The organism is Achromobacter sp. UMC46 (assembly GCF_014170335.1).
Classification (GTDB): Bacteria; Pseudomonadota; Gammaproteobacteria; order Burkholderiales; family Burkholderiaceae_B; genus Achromobacter.
This window is the reverse complement of the sequence record NZ_LZZS01000007.1, coordinates 19,041-41,632: the sequence shown is the minus strand read 5'-3', so window position 1 is coordinate 41,632 and position 22,592 is coordinate 19,041. Positions and strand designations below refer to the sequence as shown.

Genomic DNA, 22,592 nt, shown 5'->3' with positions numbered 1-22,592 from the left:
TTTTCAATTAATGTGAATCTGAATGATCACCACCGACGACCTGCGTTTTTTCATGAGCCTGGCAGCCACTTCGTCGCTTGCCCAGGCCGCGCGCGCCCTGGACGTGACGCCCCCTGCCGTCACGCAGCGGCTGAATGCGTTGGAAAAGCGATTAGGCGTCAGGCTGGTGAATCGGTCGGGGCGCGGCACCGCGCTGACCGACGAAGGACGGCTGCTGGCCTTGCGGGCCGGGCAGATCTGCGGCGAATTAGGGGATCTGGCCGATGAGCTGGCTGGCCGGCGCGGCGTCGTGGCCGGCCATCTGCGTGTGGTGGCGCCGCTGGGATTCGGGCAGCGCTACGTCGCCGGGCTGGTGGCCGGTTTCCGGCAAAGCAGCGCGGACATCACCGCCAGCCTGACGCTGTCCGATGGTCCGCCACGGTTGGCCACCGACAACTGGGATGTGATGGTGCATATCGGCGAGCTGCGCGATTCCACGCTGGTGGCCTACCCCCTGGCGCCCAACCGCCGCATCCTGTGCGCATCGCCCGCCTATCTGGCCCGGCACGGCGCGCCCGCCAAGCCCGAAGACCTGCGCGACCATGACTGCATCGCCTTGCGCGAAAACGATGAGGACGTGACCTTGTGGCGGTTCAAGCGCGGCCGCGGGCCCGCCATCGGCGTGCGCATCGCGCCCGTGCTGTCCAGCAACACCGGGGCAGCGGCCGTGGCGTGGGCGCTGGCCGGCCACGGCATCGTCGCGCGATCGGAATGGGATGTGGCCGAGCACGTGAAAGCCCGGTCGCTGGTACCGCTGCTGGCCGGGTGGAGCCTGCCCGACGCCAATGTGGTGGCGCTGGTGAAGTCGCGCCAGGACCTGTCCGCCCGGACTGCCGGATTCCTGGCGCACCTGCGCGCGGCGTTCGCCGCCACGCCCTGGCGCGAAAAGGGCTGAATCGCCCTTCTAGTCCAGCATCGCTTCCGCTTCGATCTCGACCAGCCATTCAGGCAGGGACAGCCCGCTGACGATGACCCATGACGACGGCGGCGGGTCCACGGGAAAGCGGTCGCGCAAGGCTTGCGCGATCACTTCCTGATCTTCGCGGACGGTCTCGCAGATGTAGATGCGCAGCATGATCACCTGCGCCAGCGTTCCACCCGCCGCGGCGAGTACACGTTCGATGTTGTCCAGCGCGGCCTCTGTCTGCTCTTGCAGGCCTGGCCCGACCGTGCGTTCTTGGAGGTCGACGCCGACCTGGCCCGACAGCAGCATCCTGCGCTGCCCCGTCACGATGACGGCTTGGCTGAATCCGTACTGGACGGTGTTGAAAACGGTGTCGGGATTGACGACGGTTCTGGACATGATGTGCTCCTGTGGACGGCGCGCCCCGCAGCGCGCCGGAACCGCCATTCTATCGGCGCGCCGTGTCAGGGCGCGGCACGCTGCGCCTGCGCCGCCCGCGCCCCCGGCAAGGCCACCAGGAGCACGATCGCGCCGGCGGCGACCGCCGTCCAGAATCCCGCCCGCACGCCGTAGTGGTCGACCACCCAGCCCGCCATCGCGGCGCCCGCAGCCACCCCCGCGCCCAGCCCGGTCACCAGCCATGTCAGGCCTTCGGTCAGGCGCTGGCCCGGCACGCTGCTTTCGACCAGCGCCATGGCGATGATCATCGTCGGCGCGAACGACAGCCCGGCCAGCAGCACGCCCAGCGACAGCGTGACGAGGTCGTTCACCAGCAGCAAGGGCAAGGTCGTGAAGGCCGTGACCGCCGCGGCGATGGACAGCATCCGCGCAAGCGGCATCTGAAATTTCAGCACGCCGAAAACAAGCCCCGCCACGCACGAGCCCAGGGCATAGGCCGACAGGATCAGGCTGGCGCCCGCCGGCACGCCTTGCGCGCGGGCGAACGCGACGCTGAGCACGTCGATCGTGCCGACGATAACGCCCATGGCCGACATCATGGCGACCAGCGACCGCATCGGCGGCATGCGCAACACCGAGGCCTCGCGCCCGGCTTGCCTGACCTGCACGGCAGGCGCGGTGCCCCGTTGCAGGACGAATGCCGTCACGCCCACCGCCAGCAGCAAGGCCGCGGCCAGCGGCGCCGCCTGGGGGAACAGTGCCACGCTCAAGCCCACCGAAATCGGCGGCCCCACGATGAAGCTGAGTTCGTCGGCCACCGACTCCAGCGCATAGGCGGTGCGCAACTGCGGCTGGTCGCGATAGATTTCCGTCCACCGCGCGCGGATCATGGCGGGCATGCTGGGCAAGGCGCCCGTCAACGCGGCGAAGACGAACAGCGTCCAATCGGGCGCGTTCCATCGCACGCACGCTGCCAGCGCGATCAGCGCCAGCACGCATATGCCCGCCGCCAGCGGCAGCACCCGCCCTTGCCCATGGCGGTCCACCAGGCGCGAGATGCGCGGGGCAAGCAACGCCGTGGCCAGCGCGAACGTCGCGGCGACGGCGCCCGCCAGCCCATAGGATCCGCGCACCTCGGACAGCATCGTGATGATGCCGATGCCGATCATCGGCAAGGGCAGGCGCGCGATCGCGCCGGCCAACACGAAACCCATGGCGCCGGGCGCTTTGAACAACTCACGATACGGATTGGACACCGATAACCTTTTGAACCTGGTGGACGGCGAGATCGTATTCACATACATTGCGTATGTCAATTAACATACGCGCCGTATGTCACTGGAGAACCACATGTCGCGTTCGCGCGCCGAGATGATCGAAGCCACCCGGGCCAAATTGCTGGCGACCGCCCGGCGCGCCTTTCAGCACACGGGCTACGCCGCCACGTCCATGGACGAGCTGACCGCTTCTGCGGGGCTGACGCGAGGGGCTTTGTATCACCATTTCGGTGACAAGAAAGGCTTGCTGGCGGCCGTCGTCGAACAAATCGACGACGAGGTGGACGAACGGCTCAATGCGGTGTCGGCGCAAGCCGCCGCCCCCTGGGAGGCCTTCCGCGAACGCTGCCGCGCTTACCTGCGCATGGCGACCGAACCCGAAATCCGCCGCATCGTACTGCAGGACGCCCGGGCGGTGCTGGGCCCGGCGACCGACGCCGCCCAACAACAGTGCATCGCGTCGCTTGCTGCGCTGCTGCAGGGGCTGATGGAGGCGCGCATCATCGACGACGCCGACCCGCAGGCCCTTGCCCGGCTGGTGAACGGCAGCTTGACCGACAGCGCGTTCTGGATCGCCGACGCCCCCGATGACGCGCCCCGGCTCGATCAAGCCTTGCACGCGCTGGACCTGCTGCTGCGCGGGCTGCCGCGGCGCTAAGGCCCCACCGGCCGCGGGCCTTAGGTTGTGCATCCCCGGCGACGCACGTATTATCAAAGAATAAACTTGTTTAAATAATCCCGGAGACCGTTGTGGCCGTCAGCACAACCCCTGATTCAAGCGCTTCCTGGGCCGATCTGCTGCATGGCGCGAACGCGCTGCGCTCGATTGCCCTGGCAGGCGGCGTGGCGCTGCATGCCATCAACGTCTATATCGTCACCACCATCCTGCCCAGCGTCATCCAGGACATCGGCGGCCTGGAGTACTACGCCTGGAACACGACGCTGTTCGTCGTGACCTCCATCATCGGGTCGGCGTTGTCGGCCAAACTGATCGAGACCTTCGGGCCGCGCGCGGCCTACCTGCTGGCCGTGGCCGTCTTCACCGCCGGCGCGGTCGCCTGTGCACTGGCGCCCACCATGCCGGTGCTGCTGGCCGGCCGCAGCATCCAAGGCCTGGGCGGCGGCATCCTCTTCGCCTTGAGCTACGCGCTGATCCGATTGGTCTTCGACGCGCCCCTGTGGTCGCGCGCCATGGCGCTGGTGTCGGGCATGTGGGGCGTGGCGACGTTGTGCGGGCCGGCGATCGGCGGCATCTTCGCCCAGACCGGACATTGGCGGCTGGCGTTCTGGGCGCTGCTGCCCGTTGCCGCAGCGCTGGCGTTGATCGTCACGTTCAAGGTCGGCGGCCGGTCTTCGGTGCCCCCTGCCCCGCCCTCGTCCCTGCCCCTGGGCACACTCGCGCTGCTGGTGGCTTCGGTGATGGCGATCACGCTGGCCAGCCTGTCGACGGATCTGGCCTGGAACCTGGCCGGCATCGCCGGCGGACTGGTGCTTGCCATGCTGATCGCCCGGGTGGATTCGCGCGCCCGCCGGCGCCTGCTGCCGACGGGCGCCTATTCCGTGCGCGCGCCGCTGGGCGCGTTGTATGCCGTGATGTGCCTGGTGGTGGCCGCCATCACGACCGAGATCTTCGTGCCCTACTTCCTGCAAGTCATCCATCGCCTGTCGCCGCTGGCCGCGGGCTATATGACGGCGGCGATGGCGGCGGGCTGGACGCTTGCCGCCATGCCCAGTTCAACACGCACGGGCGCGGCGGCCGATCGCCTGGTCCGCGCCAGCCCCGCCGTGATCCTGGCGTCGCTGATCGGCCTGGCCGTCATGACGCCGCAGACCGCAATGCTGTCGTCGCTGGCGGGCTTGGCGGCGTACATCGTCGCGCTGGCGGGCGTAGGGTTCGGCATCGGGCTGGCATGGCCGCATCTGCTGACCCGGATATTCAACGCCGCCCCCAAGGGCGAAGAAACGCTGACATCGTCCTCGATCACCACCGTGCAGCTTTACGCGTCGGCCGTGACCGCCGCCTTGGCGGGCGTCGTCACCAATAGCGCGGGATTGGCCGATCCCGGCGGGGTCGCGGGCGCGCAGCATGCGGCGAGGTGGCTGTTCGCCGCCTTTGCCATCGCCCCCGCACTGGCGCTGCTGCTGCTTGCGCGGGTCACGAGCACGCCCACAAGCGCGCCGGCAAACACGCCCTGAACCCGAGCGGTATCGGCGAATCTTGGAACATCGGAGCTGAAATCCACCAAACGCGGTATGGAACGTCACGCGGGTCTTTGCTACGCTGACGGCACCTGAACAGGGTGACGTCCATGAGCAACAAGATCCGACTGCTTTGCGTTCAACCATCCTCGCTTTCGGCGCGATTCGCCTTCATGACGATCGCCTTGCGATGGTCGATGGGCGCCACGCCCCGGCCCACTCGCCTGATGATCGGGCCGCACGAACTGGAGCCGGTCGGCACGGAATCGGCCTTCTGGCAATTCGCGCTGCGCCACGCCCTGCTGGGGCAGTCCTTTTTGGTGACGCGCGGCAGCCACTGGGACGTGGCCGCCTCGGTGGACGGCGACGAGGTCCGCGCGTTCGGCCGCAAATTCACCCTTAGCCAGTGCCTGTACTGACGTCTTGCTAGACGCCGAACTCGCGCTTGCGGTGGAAGGCGGCCAATTCCTCGGCCGTCCAGCGCTGACGCGCCTCTTCCTGACAGCAGGTGCGAAAAACCAGCGCGCCCACTTCCAGGAAACGACGGACATCGGCGTCCGACAGCTTGGCCTGCACTTGCAGCAGGCAATCCGCATAGGCCGAGAGTATGCCGTCCCAGCCGTCGACCTTGCCCAGCGCCACGGGCTGCGAGATCATGCGCACCATCATTTCACTGTGGTCCATGCGATTATCCCCCCTCGGATACCACGCCGGCGCCCCATCATCCGGCGGCCGGTCGCCTGACGCTTGCAGCAAGTGCCGTACCTGAGGCTGCCCCGCCACGCCCCGCCCGGCCATCGGTGGCGTTGCCGCAAAGGCGTGGCCTTGAATGCAGAAACTACCGCCGGCAAAGACTACCGGCGCACAGGCGAATCCGGCGCCCTTCCCTTCAACAGCGCTTCCGGATTCGCCTGCAGGTAGTCCGACAGCTCCCGCAGCGATCTGGCCGCTCTGGCCAGTTCGCGCAATGCGGAATCCGCGTTTTGGGGCAGTACGGAATCCGGCGCCAGCAACCCGCCCACCGACGCCAGCGACCGGTTGGCCTGCCGCAGCAAGGCCTGTGCCTCGGGCGCCAACTGCGTGTCCATCCGCCTGACCAGGCTCGAGGCCGCGCGCAATGCGCCGCCGAGCTCGTTCCCGATCGCGTCGAACGGCACGCGGTCGAGCTTCGTGAGGATGTTGCTGAGCTGCTGCTGCAACTGGTCCAGGTTGTTCGGCACGGTCGGGATGAAGGGCTCGTCCTCCATCTTGAACTCCACCGGTTTGGCATTCGGGAATTCAACCATCGCCACATACAACTGGCCGGTCAGCAGGTTGCCGATGCGCAATTGCGCGCGCGTGCCGCGCTTGACCAGCGCCGCCAACAGTTTGCCGCTGGGGTGCTCCAAGTCGCTTCCGGCGTATTCCTTGATATCGTTGAACGTTTCCCCGCCCATGCGCTCGGGGTAGAGCGTGGCGGAAACCAGCGCGAAGAACTGTTGGGCGGTCCTGTCGAAGTCCAGGTCGATCGCTTCCACCTGGCCGATCGTCACGCCATAGGCGTCGATGGGCGCGCCGACGACCAGGCCGCGCACCGACTGGTCGAAGCGCATGCGGATCCGCAATGGCACGCCGTTGGGCTGCGCACGTGCCGCCTCTTCGCTGGGATAGATGGCAAACGACGCATCGGCCGCTGCCGCCTGCGGGTTGCGCTGATCCTGCGTATCGAACGCCACGCCGCCGACAATCACCGACAGCAGCGATTGCGACCGCATCCGCAGGCCACGAGCATCGACGCTGAAGTCCACGCCGCTGGCGTTCCAGAAGCGCGTGCCGGCATTGACATAGGCATCGTTGGGCGCATCGACGAACACCTGCACGTCCACGCCTTGCCCGTCTTTGGACAAGCGGTATCCCACCACCTGGCCCACCGCGATGCGGCGGTAGTAGACGGGCGACCCGATGTCCAGCGACCCCAGGTCCTGGGCATGCAACGTGAAACGCTTGCCGGCGCGGTCCTGGGCCACCTCGGGCGGCACTTCCAACCCGGTGAATTCGGCCTGGCTCTTCGCGCGTACTGCGTCCTTGCCGCGGCGTCCCGCCGGATCCAGGCCGATATAGGAACCGGACAGCAACGTGCTCAGGCCCGACACCCCGCTCAACGTCAGGCGCGGCCTGACCACCCAGAACACCGTGCCTTCCTGCAGCAGGCCGCCAGCGTCCTTTTCAAGGCGCACGGTCACGTCCACCCCGGAACGTTCGGGATTCAGCGCCACGCGCTCGACCAGGCCAATGGCGAGCTCCTTGTAGCGCACCTGGGTCTTGCCGGCCTCCAGGCCTTCGGCGGTCTGGAAATGGATGACCGCCGTGGGGCCCGCGCTCAGCCAGACCTGCAACACCAGCAGCAATCCGCCCAGGGCCGCGACGATGGGCACGAGCCAGATCCAGGAGAGTCGCCGCCGCTTGCGCGGCACGGGCGATGGCGTTTCACCAGCGGCAGAACCAGACTCAGCCATAGAGGGCATCCCCTTTGTGTACACGTCCGGACGCGAGGGCGGATTCCTCCGCTAGCGTCGCGCTGCATTCCACGCGGCGCAAGCGGGGGGATTCCCGGTGCCCCCGCTCCAGCCGCGCCTGCAACCCCGCGCATTAGCGGGTAGCATGGCCGTCCCATTTGGAGGAAGTCAACGTGAATATCACCATCCGCCCCGCCACGCCCACGGATGCGGCCCAAATCTACGCTTTCATCACCGAACTGGCCGTCTACGAACGCGCCGCGCACGAGGTGATTGCCAGCGCCGACGATGTCGCCCGCACCCTGTTCGCCGCCCAAGCCCCCACCAAGGCTTTGATGTGCCTGGCGGATGGCAAAGCAATCGGCTATGCCGTGTATTTCTACAGCTATTCGACCTGGCTGGGCAAGAACGGTATCTATCTGGAAGATTTATACATCACGCCCGAACACCGTGGCATCGGCGCGGGACGCGACCTGCTGCGCCATCTGGCACAGGAAGCGGTCGCCAACGACTGCGGCCGGCTGGAATGGAGCGTGCTGGACTGGAACAAGCCGGCAATCGATTTCTACCGGTCCATCGGCGCGTTGCCGATGGACGAGTGGGTGCGCTACCGCCTGACCGACGATGCGCTGCGCAGCTTTGCCGAAGGCCGCCGCGCCGCCGCCTAGAACTCGGGCAGATCGAACAGCGTGTGCAGCGTGGAGCTGGGCACGGGCACGGACGCGAGATGCTCGCGCCCGTCGTCGTCGACCAGCACCCGCACCGGGCGCAGCGCCACGCTGGTGCCTTCCACGCTGAAGGCGGTTTCAACATCCCCGCCGTCCTTGATGACTTCAATGACCTCGGATGCCGCCGCCGTCACGGGTTCCGTGACCCAGCCGGGCACGCCGCGCTCGGCCTGGCCCCAGCGCACGTAGGCGATATGCCCGCTGACGGGTTCTTTTCGAACGGCGACGATCACATGCAAAGACATCCAGGCCTCCCTAAAGCGTGGCCTGGATCGTATAACAAGTTGACGTAGGCTGGATGACAGACTGCGTCACGGTTCGATGTCGATCGGGGCAAAGGATTTCACCAGGTCATCCAGCTGCTTGAGCTGGGTCAGGAAGGGTTCCAGCTTGTCCAGCGGCAAGGCGCTGGGGCCGTCGCACTTGGCGTTCTTGGGATCGGGATGCGCTTCCAGGAACAGGCCAGCCAGACCGACCGCCATGCCAGCGCGCGCCAGCTCGGCGACCTGTGCGCGGCGGCCGCCCGAAGCGGCGTCCAGCGCCGAGCGCTGCTGCAACGCGTGCGTCACGTCGAAAATCAACGGGCGGTTGCCGGTCACTTTCTTCATCACGCCGAAACCCAGCATGTCGACGACCAGATTGTCGTAACCGAAGCTGGTGCCGCGATCGCACAGGATCAGCTTGTCGTTGCCGGCCTCGGTGAACTTCTCGACGATGTTGAGCATCTGGGTCGGGCTCAGGAACTGGGGCTTCTTGATGTTGACCACGCGCTGCGTTTTCGCCAAGGCCACCACCAGGTCCGTCTGGCGGGCCAGGAAGGCGGGCAGTTGCACGATGTCGGCCACTTCGGCCACCGGGGCGGCCTGCCAGGGTTCATGCACGTCGGTGATGACCGGCACGCCGAACTCTTTCTTGACCGCCTCGAAGATCTTCATGCCCTCTTCCAGGCCCGGGCCACGGTAGGAGTGGATGGACGAGCGGTTGGCCTTGTCGAACGATGCCTTGAACACGTACGGAATGCCCAGCTTGCGGGTCACGCGCTGGTACTCCTGGCAGGCGCGCAGCGCCAGATCCAGCGATTCCAGCACATTGATGCCGCCGAACAGCACAAAGGGGCGATCGTTGGCGCAAAGGATCGACGGGGAGATAACGACTTCTGGGGCGGTCATGGTGACGGAATCCTGTAGTGATAAGGCAGGTGACAGTGCGTAATGTACAACTTGCCCCGCCTGCCTTTCACCTTCCGGCACGCATTCCGCCCGCCCTCACCGGCTGGCAAGCATGCGGCGCAAGACGCCATCGCGCAGGACATAGTGGTGAAACAGCGCCGCCAGGGCATGCAGCAGGGCAAGGACGATGATCGTCCACGCCACCGTATCGTGCAGCCCGCCGATGAACCGGCGCTGCTCATGGTCGATGGCGATCAGCGTGGGCACATCAAACAGGCCGAAGAAAGTGAATGGTTCGCCTTGGGCCCAGCGGAACAGGAATCCCAGCACGATCTGCGCCCCCATCAACAGGTACAGCAGCCCGTGTACGGCCGTACTGGCCACCCGCAGCAACCCGCTGGAACCGGGCGGCAGGCGCCTGCCCCGACAGACGCGCCAGACGATGCGCAACACGAAGACGGCCGCGAACGCCAGGCCGAACGAGATATGCAGCGATTGCAGCAGGCGGCGCGTGGGCGTACCGCGCGGCAGGAAGCCCCAGGTTTCGGCCAGCGCGAACAGGCCGACCACCAGAAACACGGTCAACCAGTGAAACATGATCGTGGTGCGGTCGTAATGGGCCGGGTCCGGATGGGCGGCGGGTAACGGGGACGTCGTCATCAACGGGGCTCTTGGCTGGCAATAAACCATCAAGCGTAGGGATTTCCGACTTACGGCGTCCTGAGCAGCCGGCTATATCGCTGGACGCCAAGGTGTTGACTGGCCACAATGACCCGTCACGGACCGGCCGTCGCGCCGTCCGGCATTTGAATCAAAGGTGGGCCCATGGGTTTTTTGGATGTTCTCTTCCGGCGCAAGCCCTCGCCGGACCAGTTCGCCAAGCTGTTCGTCGCCGCGGCGCGGCGCGAAGGCTTCGCGGACGCACTCACCTACAAGGCGGATGAATTCCGGCTGCTGCTGGGCGAAGGCTCGTACTTCAATCTGCACAACGCGTACCACGCCTACTGCAACACCCGCGGAGCCGAACAGAAGCGCGCGCTGCGGGGTTTCCTGTCGGCGCTGTCCAGCAGCACGCAGGGCACGCCACAGCAGGCCGCCGTCGCCCGGCCGATGCTCAGGCCTGTGATTCGCGGCCGCAGCGCGCTGGAGGACGTGCGCCTGCACCACGTCCGCACGGAAGGCGACGATTCGGCTTTCCACCCCGCCTTCCGGCCCTTCGGAGACGATTGCGTCGTGCTGCTGGCGCTTGACCACCCCGACGCCATCTCCACGCTGACCAATGGCCCTGAAGCCGCGTGGGCGTTGACGTTCGACCAGGCGCTGGCGATCGCCATCGATAATCTGCGCGATGCGCCCGACCACTTTTCTGAATTGGCGCCTGGGGTCTACCGAGGCGGCTGGTCCGATGGCTATGACATCAGCCGCGTCCTGCTGCCCGACATGCTCGAGCGCGTGCCGGTGCGCGGCCGCCCGGTGTTCATGATGCCGACGCGCGACGTGCTGCTTGTCACCGGGGATAACGACGACGACGGACTGATCGCCATGGTGGAATTCAGCCTGCAGGCATTGCAGAACGGGCGGGTGGTCAGCGCGCACATGTACCACTATGAAGACGACCGCGAACCCGTGCGGTATCAGCCCGCCAGCCCCGCGCTGGCGCACCGCCTGGCCCATCTGGCGCGCCTGCTGGACAAGTCGGAATACGACGCGCAAAAGGAAGCGCTGGACCATATCCATGAAGAGCAAGGCATGGATATCTTCGTGGCCAACTACAACCTCTTCACGCAGGAAGACGACCCTGCCACGTCGTTCTCGCTGGCGTCATGGACGCGGGGCGTGGACACGTCCCTGCCCAAGGTCGACCGCCTGGCGCTGGTCCGCCCGGACGCCGAAGACGAGATCGGCGAGGTCCGGGTGGTGTCCTGGGAACAGGCCGCGCACCTGCTGGAACCCCTGCTGGCGCGGGAAGCCGGTTACCCCGTCCGATACCGCACGCAAGGGTTCCCGGCCGACGCCCAGTTGGCGCAACTGGACGAAGTGCCGTAACGGGTTCCGGACTAGCCGCGCTCTGCCGCCGGGTCGCTGACCAGGCGGTAGGCGATGGCGCCGATGATGGCACCGGCAATCGGCGCGACCCAGAACAGCCACAGTTGCTCGATCGCCCACCCGCCCACGAACAGCGCCGGGCCGGTGGAGCGCGCCGGGTTCACCGACGTGTTCGTGACCGGGATGCTGATCAGGTGGATCAGCGTCAGCGCCAACCCGATCGGAATAGCCGCGAAGCCGGCCGGCGCGCGCTTGGATGTGGCTCCAAGGATGACGAACAGGAAGCCCGCCGTCATCACCACTTCCGTCACCAATGCGGACAGCAACGAATATTTGCCGGGCGAGTAGGCGCCATAGCCGTTCGCCGCGAAATGGCTGCCCTTGAGGTCGAAGCCCAGCTTGCCGCTGGCAATGCATGCCAGCACGGCCGCCGCCACGATCGCGCCCAGGACCTGCGCGATCACGTAGGGCAGGATCTCTTTGGCGGGGAAACGTCCGCCCGCCACCAGGCCGACGGTGACCGCGGGGTTGAAATGCCCGCCGGAAATATGGCCCACCGCGAACGCCATCGTCAGCACCGTCAGGCCGAACGCCAGCGCGACGCCCGCGAAACCGATGCCCAATTCCGGAAACCCGGCCGCCAGCACCGCGGCGCCGCACCCTCCCAGCACTAGCCAGAACGTGCCGAAAAACTCCGCGCCGCAACGCTTCGAAAGCGAATACATGTCAACTCTCCGAATACGAAATGGCCAAGGTATCGCGCAGCGGCGATCACGACTTTAAAGAACTGAAAATCTTGACAGTTCTTGTTCGAAGCGTCATCGGCACGGGCGCATTCCTGACGATAAGGCCCAGCGCCGGATCCGGGGATCGTGCAAACGGGCGAGGCTGAATGCCCGTGATTTCCGCGCAGGCGGATCAGCCCTGCATCGGCGTGCACAATTCCACGAGCGTGCCGTCGGGGCAACGCAGGTACGACACCACCTGTCCCCACGGCTTGGCCGTCGGCGCGCTGAGTTCGGTGGCGCCCAGCAAGACCGCCTGCGCGTGCGCGGCGGCGACATCGTCCGTCACGAACGCCACTTCCATGCCCAGCGGTTTTGGCGACGACGAAGCCTCGACGTGCCCGGCGCTGAAATTCATGGCGCCCAATTCGTGCGCGGCAAACGACAGCGTGGTGTCGCCCGTGTCGAGTTCGCCGTAAGTCTGGGATTCGTGCAGGAACCGGCGGGAAAAGCCGAAGGCGCGTTCGAAGAAGGCCAGCGATGCCGCAACGTCCGGCACGTAGATGATGGTATATCCGAATTTCATGATCAGCCTTGCAATAAGGAAGCGGGCCCCGCGGTGCTGCGGAGAGACACGGCATTGAACCAAATAACTGGATATTCATCCAGCAAATAAATGCCATCGGAACAGACTCGTCAAAATAGTTTTGACACCATGTCAACCGCAGACGCCATTGTCAAAGAAACCCGCGAAGGCAAGAATCGCCGGATAAGCGCGATGCCGTGCGGGCCTCTCCGGCTGACAAACGCGCAACTTCTGGAGACAAGCCCATGACCGCGCACGCCCCTCGCCTGCCGCGCCGCCAGTGGTTGAAGCAAAGCGCCTGGAGCCTGGCCGCGCTGAGCCTGCCCCAGGCGGTTTTCGCCCAAGACGCCTGGCCGGCCAAGCCCATCAAGATCGTGGTGCCCTACAACGCCGGCGGCGCCACCGATATCGTGGCCCGGCTGGTGGCCGAACGTCTGTCCGCTGCCGTCGGACAGCCCGTGCTGGTCGAGAACCGCGGCGGCGCGTCCGGCATCATGGGCACCGACGCCGTCGCCAAGGCGCCCCCGGATGGCTACGCCCTGACCGTGTCATTGAGTTCCTCGCTGCTGCTGAACCAGTTCCTGTACAAGAGCCTGCCCTACGATACGGGCCGTGACCTGGTGCTGATCTCGCAGATCGCCATGGCGCCCGTGACCCTTGTCGTCCACCCCAGCGTGCCCGCGCGCAACGGCCCCGAGCTGCTCGACTACGTGCGCCGAAATCCAGGCGAGCTGGCTTACGGGTCTTGGGGCGTCGGTTCGTACGCGCACCTGGGCGGCGCCTACCTGAGCGAAACGCAAAAAGGCGACATGACCCACATCGCCTACAAGGGCGAATCGCCGATGCTGCAGGACCTGATCGGCGGACGGATCCAGATGGCGTTCGCCAGCGCGCTGGGCGCCAAGCCCTACGTCGACAACGGCAGGCTGGCGCTGATCGGCGTCACCGGCGAACAGCGCATGCACGTGCTGCCCGACTCCCCGACGTTGGCCGAGCAAGGCCTGACGGACGATGCCTACCGCGTGGTCGGGTGGGTGGCGATGGCCGCGCCCATCCAGACGCCCAAGCCCGTCGTAGCGCGCCTGGCCGGCTTGATGCAGGCCATGACGCGCACGCCGGACATGCAAGAGCGCCTGACCGCGATGGGATTCATCGCGCTGGGCAATACGCCCGAAGCGTTCATCGCGAACTACCGGGGCGAGTACGCCGTGTGGCAGGAGCTGGTGCGCAAATCCGGCGCGCAGCTGGACTGACTCAGCCCTTGAGCTGGCGCGGATCCAGACTCCAAAGCTCGTGGTCGCTGGTCGACACGCCCACCGCGCCATGCTTCATCGCAATGCCGATATCCGTCTGATTGCAGACGAACCCCGACGCCACGATGGGAGGCAGGGCTTTCAGGTCCTGCTCCGCCATGTGCGTCAGCATCGGCGCCGGCATCAGCTGGACCAGATTGGGGTCGCTCTGCTCCAGGGCCTTTACGCTGCGCGGCCAGGTCGAACGGTCGGTCACGAACACCTTCTGCATCGTGACCATGCCCGCCCGGTTGGCGCGCTGGATGGTGGCCACCCGCGTGGACACCAGGCTGGCCACGCCGATATCGGCCAGGTATTCCACGCCGCCCTTGTCTTGCGACAGGCCTTCGCAGCTGTCTATGTTGACGATCGCGAACTTGCCCGCGCGGTTCAGCGCCGCGATCACCGGCGCCAGCTTGCGCAGTTCGACGTTGGCGACGATGCCGATTTCGGCCACGCTGCCCACGAAGGTGTTGATCTGCTCAAGCCCGTACATCGTCGCGATGACGGGATGACGCGCCAGACATGCCCCGAATGACCTATCCATGGTTATCGATCTTCCTGACCGTAATAGCGCTGATCGCTCAATCCCAGCTTGCCGGGGTTGAGGATGTTCTGCGGATCCAGCGTGCGCTTGATGTCGCGCAGCACGTCGAACGCGCCGCTCAGCGACTCCTGCATGTACGGCGCGCGCAACAGGCCCACCCCGTGGTGGTGGCTGAGCGCGGCATTATATTTAATCAGCACGGCGTTGGCCGCATCCCAGGCGGCGCGATACCACTGGGCGCGCCGCTCTACCTCGACCTCGCCGCGCAGCGAAAAGTACAGGCAGGCGCCGTCGACATAGGCATGCGACTGGTGCGCGGAACCCGCCAGCGTGCCGGGCACCGCGTTGACCGCCGCCACGACCTCGGCGTAGATGCCCGGCAGGTCGCTCCAGCGGCCCGCCATTTCCAGCGTGTCGGCCACGAAGCCGGGGCTGCGCTTGAAGCCTTCGGCGCTCTTGCCGGTCAGGTAGCGGGTTTCCAGCCAGCGTTCGAAGACCGCGTCGCCGTCCAGTTTTTCGCCCAGTTCCTCGCACACGCCCTGGCTGATCTCCATCACGGCGTCCACGATCTGGCGCGCGCCTTCGTCCGCCACCAGCAGCACGTTCAAGTCGGGCCGGTTGAACTGCACGCCGCTTTCCAGCTCGTCGTAAAGCCGCAACGCCGCCGGGTTGGCGCCGCGCTGCATGATTTCGCGGCAGGCGTCCAGGCCGATGGCGAACGTCTTGAAGCCATAGGCGATGGCGCGGCCGTAATCCGGCAGGCGATGCAGCTTCAGGCGCAGGCGGACGATCACGCCCAGCGTGCCTTCCGAACCGATGAAGACCTGCTGCAGGTCGGAACCCACGGCCGCGCGCGAGTACCCGCCCACGCTGATCAGGCTGCCGTCGGCCAGCACCACGTCCATGCCGAAGACCATATCTTCGATCTTGCCGTAACGCGTGGACAATTGGCCCGCGCCGCGGCACGCCGCCCAACCGCCCACCGTGCTGATGCCGAACGACGACGGCCAATGGCCCATCGTCAGGCCATGCTCTTTCTGGATCGTTTCCTCGAACACATCGCCGAACATGCCCGCCTCGACCTCGACGATCTGGCTTTCGCGGTCCACGCCGATCAGCTTGTTCAACTGGCAGACGTCCAGCACGATGCCGCCGCGCACGGGCAAGGCGGCGCCCGTGACGTTGCTGCGGCCCGCCGACACGGTGACCGGAATGGCGTCCGCGTTGGCGATGCGCATCACCGCCTGCACCTGCTCCACCGTGGACACCTTGACGATCACCGCCTGCGGCGTGGCGGGCTTGCCGCCCGTTTCCGACACCATCGATGCGGCCCACCAGTCGCGTGTCCAGGCCACGACATTGGCGGTGTCGGTCAACACCTCGTCGGCCACATGGCGCAAGGCGTCGATCCGCGCCTCCGGCACGCGCACCGGATCGCGCTGCATCCCGGGTTCGGACCCGGTCCGGCTCAATGCCGCGGCGTAAGCGGGCGGCGTGTGCGCGCCGACGACGTAGTTGCCACGGTTGTAGCCGCGCTTGATGGCTTCTTTGCTGATCATTCCTTATCTCCCATGAGTACGGATTTTTCGTGCTTGACGGCAGCCAGGTAGTCATTGACCTGCTGCGTGATGAGGTCGGGCGCCAGGCCCAGTTCGGCTTGCAGGATCTGCCCCACGCGCACGGCGGCCGATGCCGACGCGTCACGCGCCATCAGGCGGGCGCGCATCCGGCGCGACAGTACGTCTTCGACCGTGGCGGCCAGCTCGTGGCGTACGGCATACAGGACTTCGGCTTCGGTGTACGGCAAGCCCTGGACAACGGGCGCCTGCAGCGCCGGCGCAGCCTGCATCAGGTCGCTGACAAAGCGCGCCTCGGTGCCATAGCGTTCGCCCAGATGCGCCGACATGCCGCCCGAGGCCACAATGGCCTGCGGGTCATAGCCCGCCGCCCCAAGCAGGTAGGCCTTTTTCGTCTGGCAGGGGTTGCGCTGGCCGATGACCTGCTGCGCGGCGTCGATGGTCTGCTCGGCCATGTGCCGCGACGTGGTCAGCTTGCCGCCCACGACGGTGACCAGGCCATCCGCAGCCACGCGGATTTCGTGGTTGCGCTTGATCTCAAGCGTCTTGCCGCCCGGCGACCCGACCAACGGGCGGCAGCCCGCGATGCTGCCCACCACGTCCTCGGCCTGCAGATCCGTCTTCAGCGCCGAGCGTGCGCCTTCCAGCAGGAAGTCCAGCTCGCGGCGCGTGCAATGGACGTCGTCCAGATCGCCTTCGTAATCTTCGTCGGTCGTGCCCAGATACGACACGTCGCCCCAGCGCGTGATGGTGGCGCGGCGGCTGCGGCCGGGCACCGGGATGGTGACCGTGCAGTCGTTCCGGACCTTCAGCCAGGGCACCGCCACATGCACGCCTTTTGCGGGGCGCACCTGCAACGCGGACGCGTCGCCCCGCTTCGCGCCGCTCCAGTCGCGCAGCCAGACGCCGGTCGCCATGATGACCACCCCGGCGCGCGCGCGGATCTCTTGCTGGCCCGCCTGGACGATCACGCCGTCCACCTTGCCCTGCGCGTTGCGCGTCACTTCAATCGCCTTGGCGTGATTGATGACGGTCGCCCCGTGGAAGGCCGCCGTGCGCGCGACGGCCAGCGTCAGGCGCGCGTCGTCCACGCGCGCGTCGAAGTACAGGAACCCGCCCAGCAGCCCTTCTTCCTTGAAGGTCGGGCAATGCGACAGCACTTCCGCGGTGGTCAATTTCTGATGCAGGATGCCTTCGCGCCAGCCCCCTGCCAAGTCGTACGTCCAAAGCAGGCTTTCGAAGGCCTTGGACAGACGCTTGTCGAACACCCCGTCGCGCTCAAGGATCGGAAACAGGAACGGCAGGCGCTGCACAAGATGCCTGGCGTTGCGCCGCAGGCGCTGGCGTTCGTGCAGGGAATGCCGCACCAGTCCCAGGTTGCCCTGCTCGATATAGCGCAGCCCGCCGTGCACCATCTTCGACGATTTCGACGACGTGCCCGCCGCGAAATCGTCCTTCTCGATCACCGCCACCCGGTAGCCGCGCAGGCTGGCGTCCAACGCCGCATAGGCGCCCGTAATGCCGCCGCCCACGATAAGCATGTCGTATTGCTCACTGCCCAACCTGTCCAATTGCTCTTGCCGCATCAGACGTAATGGCTCGGTGTTCGTCATATCGGCCCGGTCTTTCCTGGGCTTTCTGGATAGCCAACCGATCATTTGTGCAACGCCTCCTCTTTTTCCTGCTTGAACTGCTTGACGTGGCCCAATTCGGAACCCACCCGGGCGTGCCACAAGGCCCGTCGCCGCGCCCGTTCCGGCGCGTCGATGGCCGGCTGGAAGACCGCGTCGGCCGCGATGGTCTGGCAGGCATCGCGCAACGTCGGCCACAGCAGCCCCGACGAGCCGGCCAGGTACGCAATGCCGCGCAGGCTGGCCCGGTCGGATTCCTGCATGCGGCGGATCGGGATGCCGATCAAATCGGCCTGGATCTGCAGCAAGGGATCGCTGCACGACAAGCCACCGCCCACCACCAGTTCCGACACCTTCACGCCCGAAACGGCTTCATCCGCCTCGATGCAGCTGGCCACGGAATGCGCGATGCCTTCCAGAATGGCGTAGGCGACCTCGGCCTGCGTCGTCGCCATGGATACGCCGGTAAGCGAGGCGCGCGCGGCCGCCTCCATCCGGGGCACGCGCAAGCCGGTCAAGGCGGGCACGAACGTCACCCCTTGCGATGCGTTCACCGTGGCGGCCAGCGCACTGATCTCGCGCGCATCCGCGAACCACTTGAGCTTTTCGCACACCCAGTTCAAGGCGGAGCCGGTCGTCGCCACGAAGGTCTCGACCGCGAAATGCGACACCCCGTGCTGGCGCCTGGCCGTCATCGTCAGCGAGCCCTCGGACAGGCCCGAGTTCACGGGTGGCTCCGGCCCGATGATCAGATCCACGAAGCTGCCCGTGCCGTGCACGCACATCGCCTGCCCGCGCTCCAGGCAGCCCAGGCCGATGGCGCCCGCGTGCTGGTCGCCCGCCGATGCCAGGATCGGCACGTCGATGCCCAGCACCTCCGGCCGCGTCCGTCCGAAGTCGTCCGCGTCCTGGCGCAAAGCAGGCAGAAGCTCGAAGGGGAAGTCCAGCTCTTGCACCCATTCCAGGTAGTAGCGATGGTCCGCCAGCACATAGGCTCCCGCCGACGTGGCGTTGGTCGGCGTGGTAACGACCTCTCGCCGTTGCGAGAAATGCCACAGCAGCCAGCTGTCCACCGTGCCGAACGCCAGGCGCTTGTCGCGCCATGCCTGAGCGACGTGCGGCGTATCGCGCAGGTGCCGCGCCGCCCACAGATACAGCGACCGCACCCCCACAGGACGGCCCACGCGATCCAGCAGGCGCGCGTCCCATTCGGGCGCCAATGGGTCCAGTTCGTCCACGAAGCGCGTGTCCTGCCAGACCATGGCCGGCACCAGCGCGGCGCCCGTCTCGGTGTCCCACAAGACGGCCGTGGCGCGCTGCGTCGCCAACGCCAGCGCGGCAATACGCTGCCCTGCCCGTTCCGCCTGGGCGATGGTGGCCCGGCAGACGGTGATCGTCTTTTCCAGAATCTCGTTGGCGTCCTGCTCGACCACGCCCGGCCGGGGCGTCTCGACATGCAGCGTCAGATACTCCAGGCAGGACACATGGCCGTCGACGGACACGGTGGCCGCCCGCGTGCCGGACGTGCCCTCGTCAATGGCCAGAATCACATCGTTGTTTGTCATCGCGAGGCTTTCCCAATGGCGGGGTCCAGGGTGGCCAGCGCGTCGTCCTCCTTGAACTGGGGCGCGCCGGTCTCCGTGTCGGGATTGATGGTGGTGCGGGTGGGATCCCACTTGATCACAAAGCAGATGATGCTGGCGATCAGCGGCACCACGGACAGGATCAGGAAGGTCTTTTCCAGGCCATAGTTCTCGCGGAAGATCGGGAACACCAGCAAGCCGATCGCCGCGCCGGTGGAACCGAGCGCCCCGATGATGCCGTTGGCGCCGGCGCGCAGCTCGCTGCGGAACGACAGCGACGACAGGCTCTTGCCGTTGGCCCCCGGACCGCCGGAGTGGAACAGGATGAAAAGCGACGGCAACGCGACCGCCAGCCACAGCGGCATCTGGCCGTGGAAGGTTCCCAGGACAAGCAAGATCACGAACACCATCGCGAAGCCGAACGCCGAGGCGCGCCGCAATCCCAGCTTGCGCCCGATGTAGGGCGACATGAAACCGCCGAAGATCCCGAAGACGTTGAACACCAGCGCGCCGATCGTCGCGTAGATGAAGTCCTTTCCGAACAGCGCCGCGCTGATCAACGGCAGGTACCAGCCCACGGCGAAGTACTGGATCGACTGGCCGATCTGCACCGTGGCCGCCAGGATCGTGCGCGGCAGGTACACGCCGCGGAAGATCAGCAGCACGTTGGCCAGCCCGCGCTTGGCCAGGTTGGTGACCGGCACCCGCTCTGCCAGGGGCGCCGCGGCGAAGGCCTGGCCGTAGATCCGTGTCATGGCTTGGGCGGCCTGCTCGACCCGTTCCTTGCGCGCCAGCCAGATCGGGCTTTCGACCATGTAGCTCAGTTGCAGCACCAGGATGACCAGCGCGAAGATCGCGGTGGCGCCAACGGAATAGCGCCAGATCGAATCGCCCACATCCCACGAAAAGAACAGCATCGCCAGCAGCAGGTTCGTGCACACGGCCGTGTACCACATGCCCTGCCAGGTATTCAGGCGGCTCTTGAACTTGACGGGCGTGAACTCGGCCAGCACGGCCATGGCGATGGCGAAGTCGATGCCGTACGCCGCGCCCACGAAGAAGCGGCCCACCAGAATGACCTCGAAATTAGGCGCGAACATCACCAGCCCGGCACCGATGACGGCCAGGAACTTGGCGATGATCAAGGGACGGATGCGGCCCCAGCGGTCGGCCATCCAACCGCCGATCGGGTTGAAGGCGATGGCCACCCATGAGGCGAACGAGGTCATCAGCGCGACCTGGCCCGCCTTCAGGCCCAAGTCGCGCGTCATCGGCCCCAAGCCCGCGCTTAATGCCGAGTTCGCAAACGCATCCAGGAACAGCCCGCCCAACGCCAGCCACCAGATGAGGCCGGCCCGGCCGGCGATGCCGGGGCGTGAATCGATAAAAGCGATGACATCGTCGATGCCACGTATTTTTACGGTCGATGATTGCACAGTCGTCTCCTCTTGGAATTATTTCTGTAAGAGGTCGACGCAATCTGCACGCGATAAAAGACCACCCTACAGATGGTCTTTTATCTAAATCTGTGCGGTGACTTTATGGGTTGCGCGGTGGGGTGTCAAGCAGGAAGGGCATCAGGACAAACCCTGTTCCCCGAACTTTTTCGCCTGGCGGAAAAAGTATCCAAAGCCGCTGAAAAGTATATGTAAAGCGTGGTTCTTATACTTTTTTATCGTTATTTTTCAATGACTTGCGTTAAATACGCAAGCTGGCAAACTACGCCCGATCCAAAAAAGCGATCCCTGCTGCCGACGCCGCATTCACGCGCCGCGCACGCGCGCAACCGCGCACCCTCCAAACCCGCTAAGAGGCGATCACCCGATCACACAACCCTGCTGACAAGGAATTCACATGCGCTTAATCACCGATCAGGAACTCGGCAATATGTCGACTGAAAATAAACGCCGCCGCCATCAGGAATTGGACAAGAAACTGTCTGTGGCGGCCGACCGGGGCTGGGCTTGCGTGCAACGCATCGAAGCCAGCCGCGCGAAAGTGCAGGCGGCGATCTTGATGGACGTGCAATTGGGCCGCGATGTGGAACCCAGCACCGAAAAGCGCCGCGACCGCGTCAAGATCAAGAACTGACGCAAGTGGTGGGCTGGGCGGCCGTATTGGCCGCCCCCGCCACACGCTGACTACCGTGCGCCGTTTTGCTGTTGGCCCGTCTTCATGTAGTACTTGGCGCGCGCCAGGCCTTCATCGGCGTGCGGACGGCATTCCCAGTCCTTCAGGCCGCACCAGGCGCGCGTCGAGATGCGATAGCGCCCATCGCCCATGGGTTCGCGCGTAATGCTGTAGGCCAGCGCGTAATAGTTGGTATAGGGGCGTTCCGTCTCGATCAGGTTCGAGGTTTCCGCCACGACACGCCACTTCGAGTTATTCGCCACGTAGTAAATCCCGCGCTCCCACATGAGTTTGCATTCGGAGGCGCTACTGCAAATCAGCGGCGTATCCAACGCATTCTGCAGCTCTGGCGACAGGTTGGCGGTACGAGGGCCAACGGCGCAACCCGTGAGCAGAACAGCGAAAGAAAGCGTTGCAAGGCGTGGAAGTGTCACTGATATCTCCAGATCGGACTGATTGACTTCGCCAGAGAGACGGGCCGGTTGTCCTCCTCCGCTTGGCGCTGGCGACAACCGGGACGAGAAATCGCCTCATCCGTTGCCGGCATCGGCAGCATTCTATAGAAAGACGACGGAATGGGAACCGTTGCCAACAACGGCTCGCCGCCCGCCCGGGATCCTATGTTGGCCGGGCTGAGGCTGAAGACGATCAAGCGCCCATCAGAATGCCGAGGCGGCTATTCCACGTGTCGCCATACCCTTTACCGGCGACGGGAATGTGGATCAACGGCCTTTTCAGGTCGTTGGTGGAAAAGGCGAAATGCACATTCTTGAATGCGAGCCCGCCGTTGCCTGAAACCTCAGTCCATTTCAATTGCCATTGCCGGATGTATGAAAAGTCGAGGACCTCGCCGGGATCTTTCGCCCCCGAGACCATGCAGAGTTTTCGAGTTTCGGGATCAAACGCGATGACAACCTTCTTGTCCTTATCGCTCAGGATCAATTCGCTGTCGACGCTGGTTTCGGGGAAGGACGTACCGAGTCGCTGGTTGTGTTCGCGAAACTTCGCCAACAACGCGTTATGCCGCTTCTTTTGGCGGTGGATTGCCCAGGCAATCAGAGCGACGATGGTTAAGACGATGGAGATTAAATCAAACATAGCGCTGTTTTCCGGTGGCCGATGGAAGCTGTATCGGCATTAACGGCCACCAGGGCGAGAACTTGAGCGTGGCCTCGCGCAAAGTAAGACTTGGTTGGGGCAATATCAAAGCTGCGGGCAAAAGAAAACCCCCGGCGCATTCGAGCGCTCGGGGGTTGTATGACATT

Annotated in this window: 24 protein-coding genes; 8 read left to right on the top strand and 16 right to left on the bottom strand. The window is 65.5% G+C overall.

The annotated features are described in order from the left end of the window. Nucleotides 1–22: 22 nt before the first annotated feature. Nucleotides 23–934 carry a LysR family transcriptional regulator gene (locus tag A9973_RS11975; protein WP_183013995.1) on the top strand — a complete coding sequence of 304 codons (912 nt, stop codon included), beginning with the start codon at nucleotides 23–25 and terminating at the stop codon, nucleotides 932–934. A gap of 9 nt (nucleotides 935–943) precedes the next feature. Here A9973_RS11975 and A9973_RS11970 read toward each other — a convergent pair whose 3' ends face one another. Continuing rightward, the gene (locus A9973_RS11970; RefSeq protein ID WP_183013994.1) at nucleotides 944–1,342 is read right to left on the bottom strand and encodes a RidA family protein; all 399 of its coding nucleotides are present in this window, start codon (nucleotides 1,340–1,342) and stop codon (nucleotides 944–946) included. 65 nt (nucleotides 1,343–1,407) lie between these two features. Next, entirely contained in the window at nucleotides 1,408–2,598 is a 1,191-nt protein-coding gene (locus tag A9973_RS11965; protein WP_183013993.1) for an MFS transporter, read from the bottom strand. 94 nt (nucleotides 2,599–2,692) lie between these two features. Here A9973_RS11965 and A9973_RS11960 point away from each other — a divergent pair, with 94 nt between their 5' ends. From A9973_RS11960 to A9973_RS11950, 3 genes are all read left to right on the top strand, one after another. Then, nucleotides 2,693–3,277: a TetR/AcrR family transcriptional regulator gene (locus tag A9973_RS11960; RefSeq protein ID WP_183013992.1), complete on the top strand. Its 585-nt coding sequence runs from the start codon at nucleotides 2,693–2,695 to the stop codon at nucleotides 3,275–3,277. Nucleotides 3,278–3,369: 92 nt separating this feature from the next. Then, nucleotides 3,370–4,815: an MFS transporter gene (locus A9973_RS11955; RefSeq protein WP_183013991.1), complete on the top strand. Its 1,446-nt coding sequence runs from the start codon at nucleotides 3,370–3,372 to the stop codon at nucleotides 4,813–4,815. 113 nt (nucleotides 4,816–4,928) lie between these two features. Beyond that, on the top strand, nucleotides 4,929–5,237 hold the full coding sequence (locus A9973_RS11950; protein ID WP_183013990.1) for a hypothetical protein: 309 nt from the start codon (nucleotides 4,929–4,931) through the stop codon (nucleotides 5,235–5,237). 7 nt (nucleotides 5,238–5,244) lie between these two features. On the opposite strand, the gene A9973_RS11945 is transcribed toward A9973_RS11950, so the two are convergent. Continuing rightward, nucleotides 5,245–5,502 (bottom strand): hypothetical protein, encoded by a 258-nt coding sequence (locus A9973_RS11945; RefSeq protein WP_183013989.1) that lies wholly within the window; start codon nucleotides 5,500–5,502, stop codon nucleotides 5,245–5,247. A gap of 170 nt (nucleotides 5,503–5,672) precedes the next feature. After that, the gene (locus tag A9973_RS11940; protein ID WP_183013988.1) at nucleotides 5,673–7,313 is read right to left on the bottom strand and encodes an intermembrane transport protein PqiB; all 1,641 of its coding nucleotides are present in this window, start codon (nucleotides 7,311–7,313) and stop codon (nucleotides 5,673–5,675) included. Nucleotides 7,314–7,486: 173 nt separating this feature from the next. Between A9973_RS11940 and A9973_RS11935 the strand changes: the two genes are divergently transcribed. Further along, complete coding sequence (locus A9973_RS11935; protein ID WP_183013987.1) at nucleotides 7,487–7,981, top strand: GNAT family N-acetyltransferase; 495 nt, start codon at nucleotides 7,487–7,489, stop codon at nucleotides 7,979–7,981. Here the strand turns inward: A9973_RS11935 and A9973_RS11930 are convergent. The 3 genes from A9973_RS11930 to A9973_RS11920 form a co-directional block, all read right to left on the bottom strand. Then, nucleotides 7,978–8,286 (bottom strand): carbohydrate isomerase, encoded by a 309-nt coding sequence (locus tag A9973_RS11930; protein ID WP_169269104.1) that lies wholly within the window; start codon nucleotides 8,284–8,286, stop codon nucleotides 7,978–7,980. The two genes, A9973_RS11935 and A9973_RS11930, sit on opposite strands and share 4 nt — an antisense overlap. A 66-nt stretch (nucleotides 8,287–8,352) precedes the next feature. After that, nucleotides 8,353–9,210: a 3-deoxy-8-phosphooctulonate synthase gene (kdsA, locus tag A9973_RS11925; RefSeq protein WP_183013986.1), complete on the bottom strand. Its 858-nt coding sequence runs from the start codon at nucleotides 9,208–9,210 to the stop codon at nucleotides 8,353–8,355. 96 nt (nucleotides 9,211–9,306) lie between these two features. Further along, nucleotides 9,307–9,870, bottom strand: coding sequence for a cytochrome b (locus tag A9973_RS11920; protein WP_183013985.1), 564 nt, complete (start codon nucleotides 9,868–9,870; stop codon nucleotides 9,307–9,309). Nucleotides 9,871–10,035: 165 nt separating this feature from the next. On the opposite strand from A9973_RS11920, the gene A9973_RS11915 reads away from it, so the two are divergent. Next, a complete protein-coding gene (locus A9973_RS11915) occupies nucleotides 10,036–11,256 on the top strand; it encodes a hypothetical protein (RefSeq protein ID WP_183013984.1) in 1,221 nt (406 codons plus the stop codon). A gap of 11 nt (nucleotides 11,257–11,267) precedes the next feature. On the opposite strand, the gene aqpZ is transcribed toward A9973_RS11915, so the two are convergent. Together aqpZ and A9973_RS11905 are read right to left on the bottom strand one after the other, a co-directional pair. Further along, complete coding sequence (gene aqpZ, locus A9973_RS11910; protein ID WP_183013983.1) at nucleotides 11,268–11,981, bottom strand: aquaporin Z; 714 nt, start codon at nucleotides 11,979–11,981, stop codon at nucleotides 11,268–11,270. Between the two features lie 193 nt (nucleotides 11,982–12,174). After that, a complete protein-coding gene (locus tag A9973_RS11905; RefSeq protein WP_183013982.1) occupies nucleotides 12,175–12,567 on the bottom strand; it encodes a VOC family protein in 393 nt (130 codons plus the stop codon). Nucleotides 12,568–12,812: 245 nt separating this feature from the next. On the opposite strand from A9973_RS11905, the gene A9973_RS11900 reads away from it, so the two are divergent. Beyond that, the gene (locus A9973_RS11900; RefSeq protein WP_183013981.1) at nucleotides 12,813–13,820 is read left to right on the top strand and encodes a tripartite tricarboxylate transporter substrate binding protein; all 1,008 of its coding nucleotides are present in this window, start codon (nucleotides 12,813–12,815) and stop codon (nucleotides 13,818–13,820) included. A 1-nt stretch (nucleotide 13,821) separates the two neighbouring features. Here A9973_RS11900 and A9973_RS11895 read toward each other — a convergent pair whose 3' ends face one another. From A9973_RS11895 to A9973_RS11875, 5 genes are read right to left on the bottom strand one after another with little or no spacing between them, the layout of a single operon-like run. Beyond that, a complete protein-coding gene (locus A9973_RS11895) occupies nucleotides 13,822–14,406 on the bottom strand; it encodes a glycerol-3-phosphate responsive antiterminator (protein WP_183013980.1) in 585 nt (194 codons plus the stop codon). A 2-nt stretch (nucleotides 14,407–14,408) separates the two neighbouring features. Continuing rightward, on the bottom strand, nucleotides 14,409–15,965 hold the full coding sequence (locus A9973_RS11890; RefSeq protein ID WP_183013979.1) for an FAD-binding oxidoreductase: 1,557 nt from the start codon (nucleotides 15,963–15,965) through the stop codon (nucleotides 14,409–14,411). After that, nucleotides 15,962–17,641, bottom strand: coding sequence for a glycerol-3-phosphate dehydrogenase/oxidase (locus A9973_RS11885; RefSeq protein ID WP_183013978.1), 1,680 nt, complete (start codon nucleotides 17,639–17,641; stop codon nucleotides 15,962–15,964). The genes A9973_RS11890 and A9973_RS11885 overlap by 4 nt, the downstream gene beginning before the upstream one ends. After that, on the bottom strand, nucleotides 17,638–19,179 hold the full coding sequence (locus A9973_RS11880) for an FGGY-family carbohydrate kinase (protein WP_183013977.1): 1,542 nt from the start codon (nucleotides 19,177–19,179) through the stop codon (nucleotides 17,638–17,640). The genes A9973_RS11885 and A9973_RS11880 overlap by 4 nt, the downstream gene beginning before the upstream one ends. Beyond that, entirely contained in the window at nucleotides 19,176–20,633 is a 1,458-nt protein-coding gene (locus A9973_RS11875; RefSeq protein ID WP_183013976.1) for an MFS transporter, read from the bottom strand. Before A9973_RS11875 ends, A9973_RS11880 begins: the two co-directional genes overlap by 4 nt. A 451-nt stretch (nucleotides 20,634–21,084) precedes the next feature. On the opposite strand from A9973_RS11875, the gene A9973_RS11870 reads away from it, so the two are divergent. Beyond that, nucleotides 21,085–21,288 (top strand): toluene tolerance protein, encoded by a 204-nt coding sequence (locus A9973_RS11870; protein WP_255469132.1) that lies wholly within the window; start codon nucleotides 21,085–21,087, stop codon nucleotides 21,286–21,288. Between the two features lie 50 nt (nucleotides 21,289–21,338). Here the strand turns inward: A9973_RS11870 and A9973_RS11865 are convergent, their stop codons facing one another. Together A9973_RS11865 and A9973_RS11860 are read right to left on the bottom strand one after the other, a co-directional pair. Further along, nucleotides 21,339–21,590: a hypothetical protein gene (locus A9973_RS11865; protein WP_183013974.1), complete on the bottom strand. Its 252-nt coding sequence runs from the start codon at nucleotides 21,588–21,590 to the stop codon at nucleotides 21,339–21,341. Between the two features lie 385 nt (nucleotides 21,591–21,975). Continuing rightward, nucleotides 21,976–22,425 (bottom strand): hypothetical protein, encoded by a 450-nt coding sequence (locus A9973_RS11860; RefSeq protein WP_183013973.1) that lies wholly within the window; start codon nucleotides 22,423–22,425, stop codon nucleotides 21,976–21,978. Nucleotides 22,426–22,592: the final 167 nt, after the last annotated feature.